Below are 14,687 nucleotides of genomic sequence, written 5' to 3'. Positions count from 1 at the left end.
AAGCAGATGCGTCGCCAATGAATCGGCTCAACTTCCTTTCGCCAATTCATTGGCTTATGGCAAGAGGCCAACCCAAAGCCGGGCGGCGATTACCTAAATGAACCCCCCATTAACTTCAGGAACATTGCCACAATCAAGCCTTGGCTATATTCATTTCTCGCACCTAAAAAAGTACATGGCCACAGGAAAAACAGATAAGCTTTCATTTGGATTTTTCAGCGGAAAGAGTACAATGAAACAAAGAGCATGGGAAAGGAAGAACAGCATGAAACCAGTAATCGTAGCCGAAAAGCCGAGCCAGGCGAAAGCGTACGGCGATGCCTTTAAGACGGTGAAGCGGGACGGGTATATGGAGGTGGCACCGAATCCGATTTTTCCGGAAGGCGCGTTCATTACCTGGGGCATCGGGCATCTCGTCGAACTGAAAGAGCCGAAAGCCTACGACCCGAAATGGGGCAAATGGTCGCTCGCTTCCTTGCCGATTCTGCCGGATGAATATCAATTCCAAGTAGCACGGGGCAAATCAACTCAATTTAATATCATCAAAAAACTCCTGAAAGAAACCGATACCGTCATCAACGCCTGCGACGTGGACCGTGAAGGCTCGAATATTTTCTATAGCATCTACCGGCAAACGGGGGTGCGCGGCAAACAAATCAAGCGGTTGTGGATCAATTCGCTCGAAGTGGATGAAGTGCGCGAAGGCTTCCGCAATTTGCGCGACAATAAGGAAGACCTGCGCCTATACGAAGAAGCGAGGGCACGCCAAATCAGCGACTGGCTCGTTGGCATGAATGGGTCGCGGCTTTACTCGCTGCTGCTTCAAGAGCGCGGCATCCACGAAGTGTTCGCGATCGGGCGCGTGCAGACGCCGACCGTATTTTTGATCTATCAGCGCCAAAAGGAAATCGAAGCGTTCAAGCCGGAGCCGTTTTATGAAATCGAAGGAAAGTTCAAAGCAGCGAAAGGCAGCTATAAAGGAAAAGCGAAACTGAAAGCGAAAGAGCGCAAAAAAGCGGAAGAGCTCTTGGCCGCCCATGAATTGACGGCCGGCAAAGCACAAGGCCATATCAAGGAATTAAAGACGGCGGAAAAGCATATTCCGCCTCAGCCCTTGCATTCCTTATCGAGCCTGCAGGCAACTGCCAACCGGAAATGGAAATACAGCCCGCAAAAAGTGCTGTCGGCCATGCAGAAGCTTTACGAGAAAAAACTCGTCAGCTATCCACGGACCGACTCGCGCCATATTACGTCGGGGGAATTCGGCTACCTGTCAGCTCAAGTGGAAAGTTACCAAAAGCTCATCGATGCCCCGTTTCCGATTGCTTCGAGAACACCGAAAAAGCGTTTTGTCGACAACTCGAAAGTACAGGAGCACTATGCGATCATCCCGACGAAGAGCTTGCCGACAGCCCGTAGAATCGAAGGCTTGCCGCAAGACGAACGGAATTTATACGAAGAAGTGATGCGCACGACGCTCGGCATGTTCCACCGGGATTACCGTTATGCTGAAACGAAAGTCGTGACCGATGTAAACGGGTTGGAATTTCACACCACCGGCCGGACAGAACTCGATAAAGGCTGGAAGTCACTGTTTCCAACGTCCAAAGAAGCGAAACAGGATCCGCCCCTTCCCGAATTGGCGCTCCATGAGCAAGTAGCGGCAGCGATTGCCATCGTTGAAGGCATGACCACTGCGCCAAAGCCTTATACAGAAGGGCAATTGATCGCCATGATGAAAACCTGCGGAAAGTTTGCGGAAGATGTAGCTGATAGCGAAATCCTCAAGGAAGTCGAGGGGCTTGGAACGGAAGCGACACGCAGCGGGATCATTGAAACGATCAAGCGCCATAATTATATCGAGGTAAAAAGAAACGTCGTATCAGTCACCGAAAAAGGGCGTATGCTGTGCCAGGCCATTGAAGGCAATTTGCTGTCGAGCCCATCGATGACGGCAAAATGGGAAAGCTATTTGAAGAAAATCGGGAAAGGCGAAGGTTCGTCGGAAGTGTTTTTGGCCACTATCGGCAAATTCATCGAAAAGATTTTGCAGGATGTGCCCGAACAATTGCGCAGCAACGGCATGCCCGACCAGATGCCGGCCTTGCAAGGAACGGCAATTGCGATATGCCCACGCTGCCGGAAAGGCTCGATTGTCTCCCGTAAAGGTTCATACGGTTGTACGGAACATGCCAATGGCTGCAAGCAATCGTTCCCGGCTGTCTTCCTGAAGAAAAGGTTGACCGCCAAACATATAGAATATCTATGTACGAAAGGTAAGACACCGGTCATTAAAGGCTTCGTTTCGAAAAACGGCAAAAAGTTCAATGCCAGTCTTGAATTGGAAGAAGGTAAATTGAAAATAAAGTTTTGATATTTCCCAGGAAATATACTGGAAGGAGTGCAGAAGATGAGAAAAATGACGATTTACGTGAAAGAAGCAAAATCCGCACGCCCCATTCATGAACTGGAGGATTTATTGTTGAAAGAGCCCGGAATCGAACGGGCACTGGTCGATATCGGGGATGGGGAAGTCAAGCTGGAGCTGGATGAAACGAAAATCAAAGAAAGCCAGGTCCTTCAGCTTCTACAAGAAGCAGGCTTCCATACTGATTGATTTCTTTGCCCTTAGGTGAGGGTTGGTGTACAATAAGAACTGTTGAATGCAATGGATAATTAAAATAGGTCAAATGCCGCGGACTATAGAGCCGGAGGCAAAGCCGGGAAGATTCCTTTCAATCATTATGGGGGGTCTTTTCGGCTTTTTTTATAGGGGGGAAGCAGTAATGGGTTATTTTGTAGACCATCGAACGAAAAAAATCCATCACAGCCAGTTTGCGGGGGATAGCTGCGGCTTTTTGCAAACGCCCATAGAGCAACGGGAATTTACCGATAAAATAGAGTATGTGGAGGGTTTGGCAGAAGGGGATTACGAGCACTGCCCCCATTGCCAGACTGCCCAATCTACTGTCGGTTGAATTGAATAATTGAAAAAAGCCGCCTCCTTGGCGGCTTTTTTCCAGAGTGTTGAAGAAGTCTATTGATCCATTACGAATGAGAATGGGATCGTTTTTTTACATTCAAAAATACAATGATATTTTTAAGTATTTGGAGAAGCGTTCGCTCGTAAACCCTTCTGCTCAATAATGCTGCGCATTACTTTCGCAAAGATAATGTCTCCCGTAGGTCGACCTTATCTTTCCTGTGGATCAGCGAGACGACCGAGACCCCGCAAGGCGCAAAGCGACTGAGGAGGCTTGGACGCGAGCCCACGGAAAGCGAGCGATAAGCTTCGGAAAATACAATTTCTCACCTTTCTCGACAGCCTGGAAAAAAGCTGCCTCCTTGGCGGCTTTTTTCATTTCATGTCATGGAAGTTTAGTTGGTTCAAGCAGTACCAGGATATAACTGAGGTCTTTCGGTAATTCCCAATCAAGGAATATTTCACGGATATCCCGGTTGAGCAGGTCCGGAAATTGGGTTTCCTTCAGCAACAACCGTTTTTCAAGAGGCCTCTTTACTTGCTTCAACTCATCGCCTAGGCCGTGGCGGATCAGTTCACGCTCGATTTCAACCAAAAAGCCCTTTCGTTCGATTAATAAAGTCCGGTCATTCAACCAGAATAATTTCGTGCTTTCGGGTTTCTTTTCAGCCTTTCGGCTTGCTTCCACCACTGATTCGTGAAGAGCTTCTTGCGCCGCATCGGACTGCCAGTCAAATTCAACTGCTTCGTGATGGCTTTCCATGACACCGATGAGTATGCCTGTCTGGTTCTCAAGATGCCAATCTGAATAGAGCGATTCCACTTTTTCGCCGGAAGCACGGGAGAAAGCATCACAAATATCGGGTTTCAGTTCTTCAATCAGCAAGTGGCGAATTTCCATTACGCGCCTGAACTCGTTTTTCTGGAGCAGGATCTTTTCTGTCGGGCTTAGGAACCCACGGAGATGGACGATGACAAATGGCGGTTTCACGATGACAAATACAGAAGTTGGGCCTTTTCCGAAGTGTTCACGGATAAGGGTGGAAATATAGCCGCCGATTTCACTTTGCATGGTTTTGGAATTCTGCAACTGGTTCGCCTCCTTGGTCGATATGCTGGATGCAACGAATGAATGAGTAGGGACCTATACACCTGAAGGGCTCAACTAGCCGCCACGGTTAAGCAATTGGCGGAGCGGGTATAAATGGAAAAAGGATGCGGGCGGCATTCAAAAAGGGGTGGTTCGAATGGTAGCAGCTGAACGCAAGACCGACCTAACGACATCAAGAAACCGGCGCGTCCACACCGCCCGAAATTTCTGGGCTGGCTTATTGTTTGGTGCGGGCATGTTTTCGGTCATTGAGCAAAGCATTTTTCATTTCTTCTTGCAATGGCATCATTTTTACGAAGGCAACGGCCCGCAAGCGATTTTGACCGGTGAAGGCATTTATCAAGTAATCGGTTGGGGGCTGACTGTGCTGTCGCTGTGGGTCGCTGTCGACCTGGCCAGGCGAAAAGCTTTCTGGCCAGCGCGCTTTTTCGGAAGCGCCTTGATCGGGGGCGGGGTGCTGCTACTATTCGACAGCCTCGTATTCCGCCTATTGCTGGGCCTTCACACCATCAGGGCGACTGGAGAGTTGATTTTCTATGAGTCGCTATGGCTCGGGACAGCCGCTTTCCTCTTTTTGCTCGGGTGGTCTGTTTTGCGCAATGCTTCAAAAGATGCCGCTTGATCCCTCTCTTCTCTATATGCCCCAATCTGCCCTTTTTAATTCTCGTATTTGCCCTTTAGTGGAACAAAGCGGACAGCTTCGAGTACTGTTTTCTCTATGTTTCCGTCACTCGATTTATCGACGGCGAGCAGATCTTGGCTGTAGCGATGGCCCACGGGGATGATCATGCGGCCGCCTGGGGATAATTGATCCACTAGCTCCTTCGGAATATCGGATGCGGCAGCGGTAACGGTAATCCGGTCGTACGGTGCGTACTCAGGCCAGCCTAGGCTGCCATCACCCAACAGGAAGTGGATATTCTTGAATCCTTTCGCTTCAAGCCGGGTTTTGGCACTTTCGTATAGCTGTGGGATTTTTTCGATTGTGTAGACCTCGTTGGAAAAGGCCGCCAGAAGCGCAGTCTGGAAGCCGGACCCTGTGCCGATCTCAAGTACTTTGTGTCGTTCTTCAAGACCTAAAGCAATCGTCATCTCCAAAACAAGTGAAGGCTGTGAAATCGTCTGGCCATATCCGATCGGCAACGCTTCATCGAGCTCGGCATCTTGTTGGGGGCGATCCATAAACGAACGGCGGTCAAGTGAATGGAAATAAGCGATGATGTCCCGTTTACGTCCAGGCATGCAAATGCACCTGCTTTCATTCGATTTGTCTTGTGGGTTTCTTGCTACTATCATAAGTAAAAACGGCCCGGAGTACAAAGCCCGACGCTTAAGGAGAGGATTCATTTATGAAGCAAATAGCGATGTCAACGCTTGAACAGGAGTTGCCGGATAGGAGAAACCTTGAACTTGCTACGTTTGGCATGGGTTGCTTTTGGGGACCCGATGCACAGTTCGGTTCATTGCCTGGCGTGGTCCGCACACGTACCGGCTATGCCGGGGGAACATCCGAGACCCCTACGTACCGGGAAATGGGCGACCATACGGAAACCATACAAGTGGAATTCGATCCCGGACGGATTTCCTTCGAAGAGATTGTAAGTGAATTTTGGCGAAGCCATTACCCGAATCGCGATGCCTATAAAGGGCGTCAATACATTTCATTGATTTTCTGGGAAACCGATGAGCAAAAGCGTATCATCGAAAGCGTGAAAAGAGATAAAGAGGTGGAACTGGATGAGCCGGTCGAAACGGAGATTAGGCCGTTCGCTGGCTTTACGGAAGCGGAGGAGCGCCATCAGAAGTATTATTTGAAGCGCTATCCGAAAGCGCTTGGACAATTGGCGGAACTTTATCCCGATACGGCACTATTGACGCAATCGACTTTTGCCGCGCGGCTGAACGGGTTCGTCAAAGGTTTCGGCAGCCGTCAGCAATTGCTTGATGAAATCAACACATGGCCGATTGCCGAGGAACGCCGGGATGCTCTTCGGCAAGTGTTGCTCCAGCTGAAATGGTGATTCAGCAAATCCGGAAAGGCCGCTCATCGCGGCCCTTTTTTTATGCAGATGCAGGGAGAGCGGGCAGACGTAACGAAATGAATATAGAGAAAAAGAGACAGGGGGTACATGGACATGATGGACGAACGCACAATTCTGTTGGTGCTGCCCATTTTGATTTTGCAGATTGCCTTGATGATTTTCGCTTTAGTGGATTTGATCAGAAACCCGAATCCGAACGGCCCGAAATGGATGTGGGCAGCGATCATCATCTTGCTGAATATTATCGGCCCGATACTATATTTTGTCTTAGGGAGGCGGAATTATTGAACATATTGGAAGTCAGGTCTTTATCGAAACGCTTTGGCGCCGAACAGGCAGTGGATGGGTTGGGATTCGAGCTTGCAGAAGGCAGTGCGACGGCATTGATCGGGCCGAACGGTGCCGGGAAGACCACCACGCTGTCGATGCTTGCCGGGCTGCTTGAAGCGACGGGCGGGGAAATTCAGCGCAAGAAAAACTTATCGATCGGCTTTTTGCCTCAATACCCGCGTTTCTTTCCGTGGCTGACTGCCATGGAGTTTACCGAGATGGCGGCTAAGTTAAGTGGAGTCGATCCCCGAAAGGCCCGCCAGCAAGCGGAACGGACGCTTGGGTTTGTCGGCCTAGCTCAAGTGGCCGATAAGAAAATCGGCGGTTTTTCGGGAGGCATGAAACAGCGGCTCGGACTGGCGCAAGCGATGGTTCACCAGCCCAGCTTATTGCTATTGGATGAGCCGATCTCTTCCTTGGACCCGACTGGGCGGAGGGAAGTGATGGAGCTGTTGAAATCGCTGCTCGGGCAAACGACGATTCTTTATTCCACCCATATCTTGAACGATGCCGAAGAAATGACAGACCAATTATTGTTTTTGCAGAATGGGCGGCTGGTGGAACACGGTTCCCTTGACCAAGTGCGCAGCCGTTATGCAGACCCCCAAATCCGGATCCGCTTCGAAAACACTAACGCTGCGGAAAGGTTTGTTCGCGAAGCTCCGTGGCCGGCTGCTGTTAAAGGGGCAGCGGCTATCGTGCCTGTAAAAGCCGAAGGGCCGATCATGCAGGATGTGTTCCGTTACTTATCGGTGAAAAGCTTGCCTGTAGTCGGGGTCGAGCAAGAAACTGCCAGCCTGGAAGACATTTTCCTGAAGGTGGTGGCAGAAAAATGAAACAATTTTCGACATTGCTATTGAAGGAATGGCGTGAGAACCTGCGCAATTATAAGATTTTCTGGATTCCCGTCGTCTTTATCCTGCTGGGCGTCACAGAGCCTTTATCGAATTATTATTTGCCCCAGATCCTGGATGCTGCAGGAGGTTTGCCTGATGGAGCCGTCATCGAATTGCCAGACCCTGAGCCTGAACAATTGCTGGTAGCGGCCATGGGGCAATTTCAGCTGATCGGCATGCTGGTCCTCGTACTCGCTTATATGGGGAGCATTGCCGGCGAACGCAGAAACGGGACAGCGACGCTTTTATACGTGCGGCCTTTGTCGTTTACATCTTATTTTCTAAGCAAATGGCTGATGGCTTCCCTCGTGGCCATGATCAGCGTCTGGGCCGGTTTTTTGGCGGCTTATTACTACACGGCAGTGCTGTTCTCAGCGGTGCCGTTCGGGGAGTTCCTGGCATTTGCGGCAACTTATAGCTTATGGATGCTGCTGGTCGTTACCTTTATTTTATTCGCAAGCGCAGCGATGCCGAATGCAGGCTTGGCAGCTGCTTTGACGCTTGCTGCAATGCTTATTTTACAGCTCGTCGATAGCCTTTTCGGCAGCCGCTGGGAGTGGTCGCCGTTGAAGCTTCCGAATTATGCAGCGTCCTTTCTGGATATCGGGCCGGATAGGGCAGCGCTGACCTGGACCATCGCCCTTTCGCTTGTATGCCTGATCGCCCTTGCTGCACTGGGCATTTGGCTATCGAAAAGAAACCGTGCGAAAACGAAAGTATAAAAGCAATCAGCCGTCAGCTGATTGCTTTTCTTTTGGGCGAATGCTGGTAGAATAAGAACAGGATTTGGCGACACCACGGAAGAACGGGCTGCCAAACCAGGACCCGTGCACAGCGCATAACGGAAGCGCGGGCCATACTAATGAATTGAGGAATAGGATATGAAGAAACTGATCGCCTTGCTTTTTGTGGCATTGCTCCTAGTGGGGTTTGCCTGGGTCAATAATAACTGGATTGTCACGACCGAGTATTCGGTCCAATCGGAAAAAGTGCCGGATGCGTTTGCCGGCAAGCGCATTGTCCAAGTATCGGACCTTCACAACGCCGAGTTCGGGAACCGGCAGCGATCCCTATTGGATAAAGTGGAAGCGGCGAATCCGGACGCCATATTCATCACTGGGGATTTGATCGACAGCGACCGCTACGATCTGGAGAAAAGTTTGGCAGCTGTCGACGGGCTGGTGGAGATGAGTGATGTGTATTATGTCATCGGCAACCATGAAGTGTCGTCGAACCGGCTGGAAGATGAAATCGTTCCCGCCTTGGAAGAACGCGGTGTAGAAGTGCTGCGCAATCGTTCGCTCATGTGGGAAGAGGACGGGGAAGCAATACAAATTGGGGGAATTGACGACCCGTTGATGGACATATACCTTCACGAAGAGGAGTTTACGCGCAATAGCATCGCAGAAGCCGGCCTAAATGACGCATTTACCTTGCTGCTTGCCCACCGGCCCGAACAATTGGAGACTTACGCCAGTGAAGGGATCGATGTCGTTTTCGCAGGCCATGCACACGGCGGCCAAATCCGCATTCCAGGGCTTGGCGGCTTGATCGCTCCGGGGCAAGGCTGGTTCCCAAGCATGACAGAAGGCGTCTTCGAATCGGGCGATACACAGCTTGTCCTGAGCCGTGGCCTTGGAAACAGCGGATTTCCGTTGCGTGTTTTCAATTTGCCCGAAGTCGTGGTCGTTACGTTAGAGAATGAATAAAGAGTTTAGGGGGACCGATTGCCGTGATTAGAAAAAGTGAAGTGACCTTGCATTGCTATACGAAAAGAACGGATGTTTCCTACAATCTTCCAGCGGAACAGCAGGAATTCACCATGATGCCACAGGAGCTCATCAAGCGGGATGCGGGAAATCCCGAAAAGCATCTGATCGTCATCCGCGCGCGCGGCGAAGTGGCCGGATTTTTCGAGCTGGATGAATCGGAGGATCGGAAACGCTATTCCGATAACCCGAAAGCCTTGCTTTTGCGCGGATATTCCGTCAACCCGAAATATCAAGGGCGCGGCATCGCAACCGGCTCTCTCGAAGCCTTGCCCGCTTTTTTGCAAAAAGAATTCGAAGCTTTTGACGAAGTCGTGCTTGGCGTCAATGCGCGCAATATCGCTGCACAGAAGCTCTATCGAAAAGCCGGATTCGAAGATACCGGCAGAAGAGTGATGGGCAAAAAAGGCGAGCAATTCGCCATGTGCCTGAAAGTGAAATAAACACCTCAGAACTGTCCGGAAAACTGGTGCATCCAGCTTTCCGGGCAGTTTTAATTGTGAAGAGACATATTGGGCGTTGGTTCAAACTTCAAAATACAGGTGCTTGTGGAGGCTGCACCCAGGGTTGAAGGGAGCGGCGCAATGCGGGCAGGAAGAAGCGCAATCGAGATAATCGCGGATGGATAGTTCGTTGCCGCATGCGCCGCATAAAACCGCTTTTTCGTTGAACTGCTCTTTCGGCCAGACGGATTTATTGTTGCAGCCGACTGCCTCATGGCATTGAAAACATGGAAAATATTCTCCGCAGCAATGGAAGCGGATGGCGATGCGGTCGAATTCCGAATGGTAATGGCGACAGCGGGTTTCAGGATCGACATCAAGCCCGGTGACATGTGGGCGTTCGCTCATGATAGGCACTCCTTTTGAATTCAGGTATTTCTTTCATGCTACTACGTATCGGGGTTGCTGGCGAGTACGGGATGATGGCTGAAAATGGTCGCGAACGCCGGAAGCCTTTATAATAGGGATAAGTACCTTGAAGGAGGAGACGGGCCAATGGTTAAGGAATTCGAAGATGAAGTCATGCGTGCAATGGATAAAGTGTTTGAAGATGAGATGAAAAAAGTGAGCGATACGCTCGAGCAGGATTTGCTGATCTCATTGATCGGCGAAGTCAATGCCGGGAAATCGACAACGGTGAATAAAATCATCGGTGAAGACATTGCCAGCACCAATCCGATGCCTGGCGAAACGGTAAGCGTAGACCCTTATAACATCCGTGGCTTGGAGAACATCAAGTTCATGGATACACCGGGGCTCAATGACCCGAATGATGAGAACCCGAAAAAGACCTTGGAGTTCGTCCAGCAATCGGATGTTGTGCTGTTTTTCCTGAATGCTGCCGGGACGGTCTTTTCAGATAGCGAAAAGCAAAAATTCTCCGAAATCGAAAAGCATAATAAAGACATCCTCATCGTCCTGAATAAAATCGATGCGGCCGAAGATATCCCATCGATCATCAAGTTCATCAAAGGGCATACGAAAAATAAATACAAAGTGATTCCGGTTTCCTCGAAAACGGGAGAGAACCTGGATCTCCTGAAGAAGGAAATCTTGCTGTTGCTGGAAAAGAAGGGGAAAGACCTGCTCTTCGCCAAAAGCATGAAAGAGAAATCGTCTGCCGCTACGCGCTGGATCGTGGGGGCAGGGGTCTCAGCGGGCATCATCGGCGCATCACCGATTCCGGGATCGGACGTATTGCCGCTGACGACGCTGCAGGTCGGGCTCATCGTCAAATTATCGAATCTGTATGATAAACCATTGACGAAAAAGGCGGCGAAAGACATGATCGTCATCACCGCTACGCAGACGATCGGCCATACCCTCTACCGCCAGGCCCTGAAGTTTGTGCCGGGGGCGGGATCGGTCATCGGCGGGACTGTGGCGAGCTCCATGACGCTGGCGCTCGGTTACGGAGTGAAGTATGCGTATGAAAACAATATCGCCATCGATTATGAAATGATCGGCAGCCTCTATGAAAAGTTGAAAAAGCGGGAAAAAAATGCTTAAAACCACGTGGCCGCCCCGTTTTCAGGGCGGCTTTTTGGTGTGGAGCTTAGATTGAACCGGAAATAGGGAGGTGGAATCATGAAAATCTTGGTCGTGGAAGACAACCCGAGTGTCAGTTCGATGCTGGAATTGTTTTTTTCAAAAGAAGGGCTCGAAGGTGACTTCGCTGGTGACGGTCTGGAAGGCTACCGCAAATTCCAGGAAGGGGATTACGACTTGCTGATCCTCGATTGGATGCTTCCGGGAATGGACGGCATCGCCTTATGCCGGAAAATCCGCGAGACAAAAAGCGAAGTGCCCATCATCATGCTGACAGCAAAGGACAGTGAATCCGACCAGGTGATCGGATTTGAAATGGGAGCCGATGATTATGTGACGAAGCCTTTCAGCCCACTGACTCTGATGGCGCGCATCAAGGCGGTGACCAGGAGGGCACGAAAAGGGGAGGCGGCCGAAGACGGCATTCGCACGTCCCATTTCCATGTCAGGAAAGAAACGCGCGAAGTCGTGAAAGACGGCCAGGCAATCGACAATCTAACGCCGAAGGAATTCGATCTGCTGGTCTTTTTCCTGCAGCATCCGAAGCAAGTGTTCAGCCGGGAGCAATTGCTCGAGCAAGTATGGGGCTACCAATTCTACGGTGATGAACGCACCGTAGATGTCCACATAAAGCGGCTGCGCAAAAAAATTCCGGAAGGAGACCAGCTCTTCCATACGGTTTGGGGAGTGGGTTATAAATTTGAAGAACTTGCGGGTTAAGTATTTCTATCAATTGATCGCAAGCCATATGGGCGTCCTTGTGTTTGCGGTGGCCATTCTAAGCACGCTGTTCATTTTCTACGGTGAGCGGGTGGCGTATTCGGACAAGGCGGAGGAGCTCGAGCGCTACGGGGAGCAGATTCTCCAGGAACTCGAACAGGCGCGGCCGGGGACGGATCTGCAATCCTACGTCACGGTGCTTGAAGCCCAGAACATCAATTTCATCGTCTTCGACCAGCAAAGCCGGATCCTGTATCCGATCAACGGCAATTTTCCGTCCGTCGAACTGACGCCAGAAGAATGGAATGTCATCGAACGCGGTGAAACTTTGGTCGTCTATCGGGACGTCGAACGCTTTGAGCGGTCGATGACGTTCGTCGCGCTGCCGTATGTCGAGCGCAGCACGCTTGCAGGGGGGTGTTATTGGCTTCCCCTGTGAGCGGAATCCGGGAAATGGTGACGGAATTGAACCGGACACTCGTCGCCGTGATCGCCATTTCCTTGCCGTTCGCATTATTGCTCAGCCTGTTGCTGGCGAAAATTCACGTGACGCGCCTGCAGCGCATGAGAAAAGCGACGTCGATGATCAGCGAAGGGCATTACCAAGTCAATTTGCCGGAATCGAATTTTGACGAGTTTGGGGATTTGGCCCATGACTTCAATGTCATGGCAGATAAATTGCAGCGCTCCAACGAAGAAATCGAGCAGCTCGAAAACCGCAGGCGGCGTTTCATGGCGGATGTCTCGCATGAGATGAGGACGCCGCTTACGACGATCGCCGGCATTATCGAAGGCTTGAAGAGCGGCATGATTGAGGAAGAGCAGCGCGAAAAGGGCATCCGCCTGGTGAGCGATGAGACGAAGCGGCTTATGCGCCTCGTCAATGAAAACCTGGATTATGAGAAAATCCGGTCGAATCAAGTGACGCTCATGAAAGAAGAAATCGAAGCGGCTGAACTGCTGGAGATCATCCAGGAGCAGCTGCAATTGCAGGCATCCGAAAAAGGCGATCGCTTGCTGATCGAGGCCGAGCCGGGCGAGATGATCTATGGGGACATGGACCGCTTGATTCAAATCCTGGTGAATATCGTCAAAAACAGCATCCAATTCACCGAAAACGGCGAGATTTACTTGCGCGCCCGCGCGGAAGGCGGAGCGTCCGTATTGGAAGTGGAAGATACGGGAAACGGCATCGAAGTCGATGAACTGGAGATGATTTGGCGCCGCTTCTACAAAGCGGATATGTCGCGCGGAAGCGGACAGTTCGGCCTGGGCCTTTCCATCGTCCGCCAATTGGTCAATTTGCACGACGGGGAAATCTCAGTCGAAAGTGAAAAAGGAAAAGGAACGAAATTCACGATCCGCCTGCCCCGCAAACACGCGAATAATCACTAGTACGTCGAAAGCCTGCCGGTTATCCCGGCAGGCTTTTCTTGCTTTTTATCCCCGCAAAAATTTACATTTCTATTGCATATTTGGTCATAATTTTTTCATATGTGCTTTGTATGATAAGGATATCGAAAGCCACAAGGCAAACGACAAACAATCGTAAAAGGGGATGGAAAACTAATGGGCTACTATAATACACCTCGGCAAAACCCGAAAAATCCGTGGAAACGCTATATGGCTTCCAGTTTCGGGGGCGTATTGGCAGGTGCGTTGCTGGTGGGCACGATGGTCACCGGGACTGACATGGGACAAACAGAATCTGCCACTGCCGGTGTCCAAACGAGTGAGCTGCAAAGCGAATCGGCGGTTGTCACAACAGACGTCACAGAAACCGTTGACGCGACGGCGGATGCAGTGGTTGGGGTTTCCAACTTGCAAGCAGGCAATAACCCGTTTGCGCAAACGTCTACACAAGAAGCAGGGGCAGGCTCCGGCGTCATCTATAAAAAACAAGGGGACGATGCATTCGTGGTCACGAACCATCACGTAGTGGAAGGCGCTGAACAAGTCGTCGTGACCTTGGCGAATGGCGAAGAGCTCAAAGCGGAAGTGCTCGGTTCAGATGTCTGGACCGACCTTGCTGTCCTGAAAATCCCTGGAGCACAGATTGAAACAGTCGCAGAGTTCGGCGATTCCTCTGTGTTGAAATCAGGGGAACCGGTGATTGCGATCGGCAACCCGCTCGGCCTCCAGTTTTCCGGGTCGGTGACGACAGGCGTCATTTCGGGGACGGAACGAGCGATCCCGATCGATATCAATAAGGACGGCCAGGAAGACTGGCAGTCAGAAGTGCTCCAAACCGATGCCGCGATCAATCCCGGGAACAGCGGCGGCGCATTATTGAATGCACAGGGCCAAGTCATTGGCATCAATTCGATGAAAATCGCCCAGGATGCAGTGGAAGGCATCGGGCTCGCCATTCCGATCAATTCCGCGATCCCAATCATTTCGGAGCTTGAAGGAGAAGGGGAAGTTTCCCGTCCATCACTAGGCGTCGCATTGCTTGAATTGGAACAGATACCCGCAGAAATCAGAGATGCGGAATTGAATCTTCCGGGTGAAGTGGAAGACGGCGTTGTCGTCCAGTCGGTACAGGAAGGATCCGGCGCGGATAAAGCGGGGATCGAAGCGAAAGATACGATCGTTGAATTGAACGGCCAAGCTGTCTCTTCTGTTTTGGAACTTCGCCAATATCTCTATACGGAAGTGGAAGGGCAAGGGACTGTGACGATCAAAGCTTATCGGAATGGAGAACTCGAAACATTCGAGGTCGAATTGAGTGAACAAATGTAACACGTCATTAAAAAACGGCAGACAGGATTTCCTGTCTGCCGTT

18 protein-coding genes are annotated in these 14,687 nt (G+C 50.8%); 15 read left to right on the top strand and 3 right to left on the bottom strand.

Translation table 11 applies throughout. The features are described 5' to 3' along the window. Positions 1-265 precede the first annotated feature (265 nt). The 3 genes from BBI15_RS13875 to BBI15_RS13865 all read left to right on the top strand — a co-directional run bounded on the left by BBI15_RS13875 (position 266) and on the right by BBI15_RS13865 (position 2,978). Positions 266-2,374, top strand: a complete 2,109-nt coding sequence (locus tag BBI15_RS13875; RefSeq protein ID WP_068870413.1) for a type IA DNA topoisomerase — start codon at positions 266-268, stop codon at positions 2,372-2,374. A gap of 36 nt (positions 2,375-2,410) precedes the next feature. Further along, positions 2,411-2,617 carry a hypothetical protein gene (locus BBI15_RS13870; protein WP_068870412.1) on the top strand — a complete coding sequence of 69 codons (207 nt, stop codon included), beginning with the start codon at positions 2,411-2,413 and terminating at the stop codon, positions 2,615-2,617. A gap of 169 nt (positions 2,618-2,786) precedes the next feature. Next, on the top strand, positions 2,787-2,978 hold the full coding sequence (locus tag BBI15_RS13865) for a hypothetical protein (protein ID WP_068872610.1): 192 nt from the start codon (positions 2,787-2,789) through the stop codon (positions 2,976-2,978). Positions 2,979-3,368: 390 nt separating this feature from the next. On the opposite strand, the gene BBI15_RS13860 is transcribed toward BBI15_RS13865, so the two are convergent. Next, complete coding sequence (locus tag BBI15_RS13860; protein WP_068870409.1) at positions 3,369-4,073, bottom strand: Na-translocating system protein MpsC family protein; 705 nt, start codon at positions 4,071-4,073, stop codon at positions 3,369-3,371. Between the two features lie 157 nt (positions 4,074-4,230). Between BBI15_RS13860 and BBI15_RS13855 the strand changes: the two genes are divergently transcribed. Next, a complete protein-coding gene (locus tag BBI15_RS13855) occupies positions 4,231-4,716 on the top strand; it encodes a DUF2243 domain-containing protein (protein ID WP_068870407.1) in 486 nt (161 codons plus the stop codon). A gap of 35 nt (positions 4,717-4,751) precedes the next feature. Here the strand turns inward: BBI15_RS13855 and BBI15_RS13850 are convergent, their stop codons facing one another. Beyond that, entirely contained in the window at positions 4,752-5,336 is a 585-nt protein-coding gene (locus tag BBI15_RS13850; RefSeq protein ID WP_084632913.1) for a protein-L-isoaspartate(D-aspartate) O-methyltransferase, read from the bottom strand. A gap of 107 nt (positions 5,337-5,443) precedes the next feature. On the opposite strand from BBI15_RS13850, the gene msrA reads away from it, so the two are divergent. From msrA to BBI15_RS13820, 6 genes are all read left to right on the top strand, one after another. After that, the gene (msrA, locus tag BBI15_RS13845; protein WP_068870405.1) at positions 5,444-6,115 is read left to right on the top strand and encodes a peptide-methionine (S)-S-oxide reductase MsrA; all 672 of its coding nucleotides are present in this window, start codon (positions 5,444-5,446) and stop codon (positions 6,113-6,115) included. 117 nt (positions 6,116-6,232) lie between these two features. Then, the gene (locus tag BBI15_RS13840) at positions 6,233-6,424 is read left to right on the top strand and encodes a PLDc N-terminal domain-containing protein (RefSeq protein ID WP_068872608.1); all 192 of its coding nucleotides are present in this window, start codon (positions 6,233-6,235) and stop codon (positions 6,422-6,424) included. After that, positions 6,421-7,302 carry an ABC transporter ATP-binding protein gene (locus BBI15_RS13835; protein ID WP_068870404.1) on the top strand — a complete coding sequence of 294 codons (882 nt, stop codon included), beginning with the start codon at positions 6,421-6,423 and terminating at the stop codon, positions 7,300-7,302. Before BBI15_RS13840 ends, BBI15_RS13835 begins: the two co-directional genes overlap by 4 nt. Next, positions 7,299-8,084, top strand: a complete 786-nt coding sequence (locus BBI15_RS13830; protein ID WP_068870402.1) for an ABC transporter permease — start codon at positions 7,299-7,301, stop codon at positions 8,082-8,084. Before BBI15_RS13835 ends, BBI15_RS13830 begins: the two co-directional genes overlap by 4 nt. Before the next feature lie 159 nt (positions 8,085-8,243). Further along, positions 8,244-9,071, top strand: coding sequence for a metallophosphoesterase (locus BBI15_RS13825; RefSeq protein WP_068870400.1), 828 nt, complete (start codon positions 8,244-8,246; stop codon positions 9,069-9,071). A gap of 23 nt (positions 9,072-9,094) precedes the next feature. Further along, positions 9,095-9,574 carry a GNAT family N-acetyltransferase gene (locus BBI15_RS13820; RefSeq protein ID WP_068870398.1) on the top strand — a complete coding sequence of 160 codons (480 nt, stop codon included), beginning with the start codon at positions 9,095-9,097 and terminating at the stop codon, positions 9,572-9,574. Between the two features lie 81 nt (positions 9,575-9,655). Here the strand turns inward: BBI15_RS13820 and BBI15_RS13815 are convergent, their stop codons facing one another. Beyond that, a complete protein-coding gene (locus BBI15_RS13815) occupies positions 9,656-9,982 on the bottom strand; it encodes a CHY zinc finger protein (protein ID WP_068870396.1) in 327 nt (108 codons plus the stop codon). Positions 9,983-10,129: 147 nt separating this feature from the next. Here BBI15_RS13815 and BBI15_RS13810 point away from each other — a divergent pair, with 147 nt between their 5' ends. The 5 genes from BBI15_RS13810 (at position 10,130) to BBI15_RS13795 (ending at position 14,644) form a co-directional block, all read left to right on the top strand. Next, positions 10,130-11,143, top strand: coding sequence for a GTPase (locus tag BBI15_RS13810; RefSeq protein ID WP_068870394.1), 1,014 nt, complete (start codon positions 10,130-10,132; stop codon positions 11,141-11,143). A gap of 78 nt (positions 11,144-11,221) precedes the next feature. Further along, complete coding sequence (locus BBI15_RS13805) at positions 11,222-11,902, top strand: response regulator transcription factor (protein ID WP_068870393.1); 681 nt, start codon at positions 11,222-11,224, stop codon at positions 11,900-11,902. Continuing rightward, the gene (locus BBI15_RS16790; RefSeq protein WP_335645687.1) at positions 11,883-12,341 is read left to right on the top strand and encodes a hypothetical protein; all 459 of its coding nucleotides are present in this window, start codon (positions 11,883-11,885) and stop codon (positions 12,339-12,341) included. Before BBI15_RS13805 ends, BBI15_RS16790 begins: the two co-directional genes overlap by 20 nt. Continuing rightward, entirely contained in the window at positions 12,326-13,297 is a 972-nt protein-coding gene (locus tag BBI15_RS13800) for an ATP-binding protein (RefSeq protein WP_335645686.1), read from the top strand. Before BBI15_RS16790 ends, BBI15_RS13800 begins: the two co-directional genes overlap by 16 nt. Before the next feature lie 174 nt (positions 13,298-13,471). Next, the gene (locus BBI15_RS13795; protein ID WP_068870391.1) at positions 13,472-14,644 is read left to right on the top strand and encodes a S1C family serine protease; all 1,173 of its coding nucleotides are present in this window, start codon (positions 13,472-13,474) and stop codon (positions 14,642-14,644) included. The last annotated feature ends 43 nt before the right edge of the window (positions 14,645-14,687 follow it).

Source organism: Planococcus plakortidis, from assembly GCF_001687605.2.
GTDB classification, from domain to species: Bacteria; Bacillota; Bacilli; order Bacillales_A; family Planococcaceae; genus Planococcus; species Planococcus plakortidis.
This window is presented reverse-complemented; position numbering and strand designations above follow the sequence as displayed.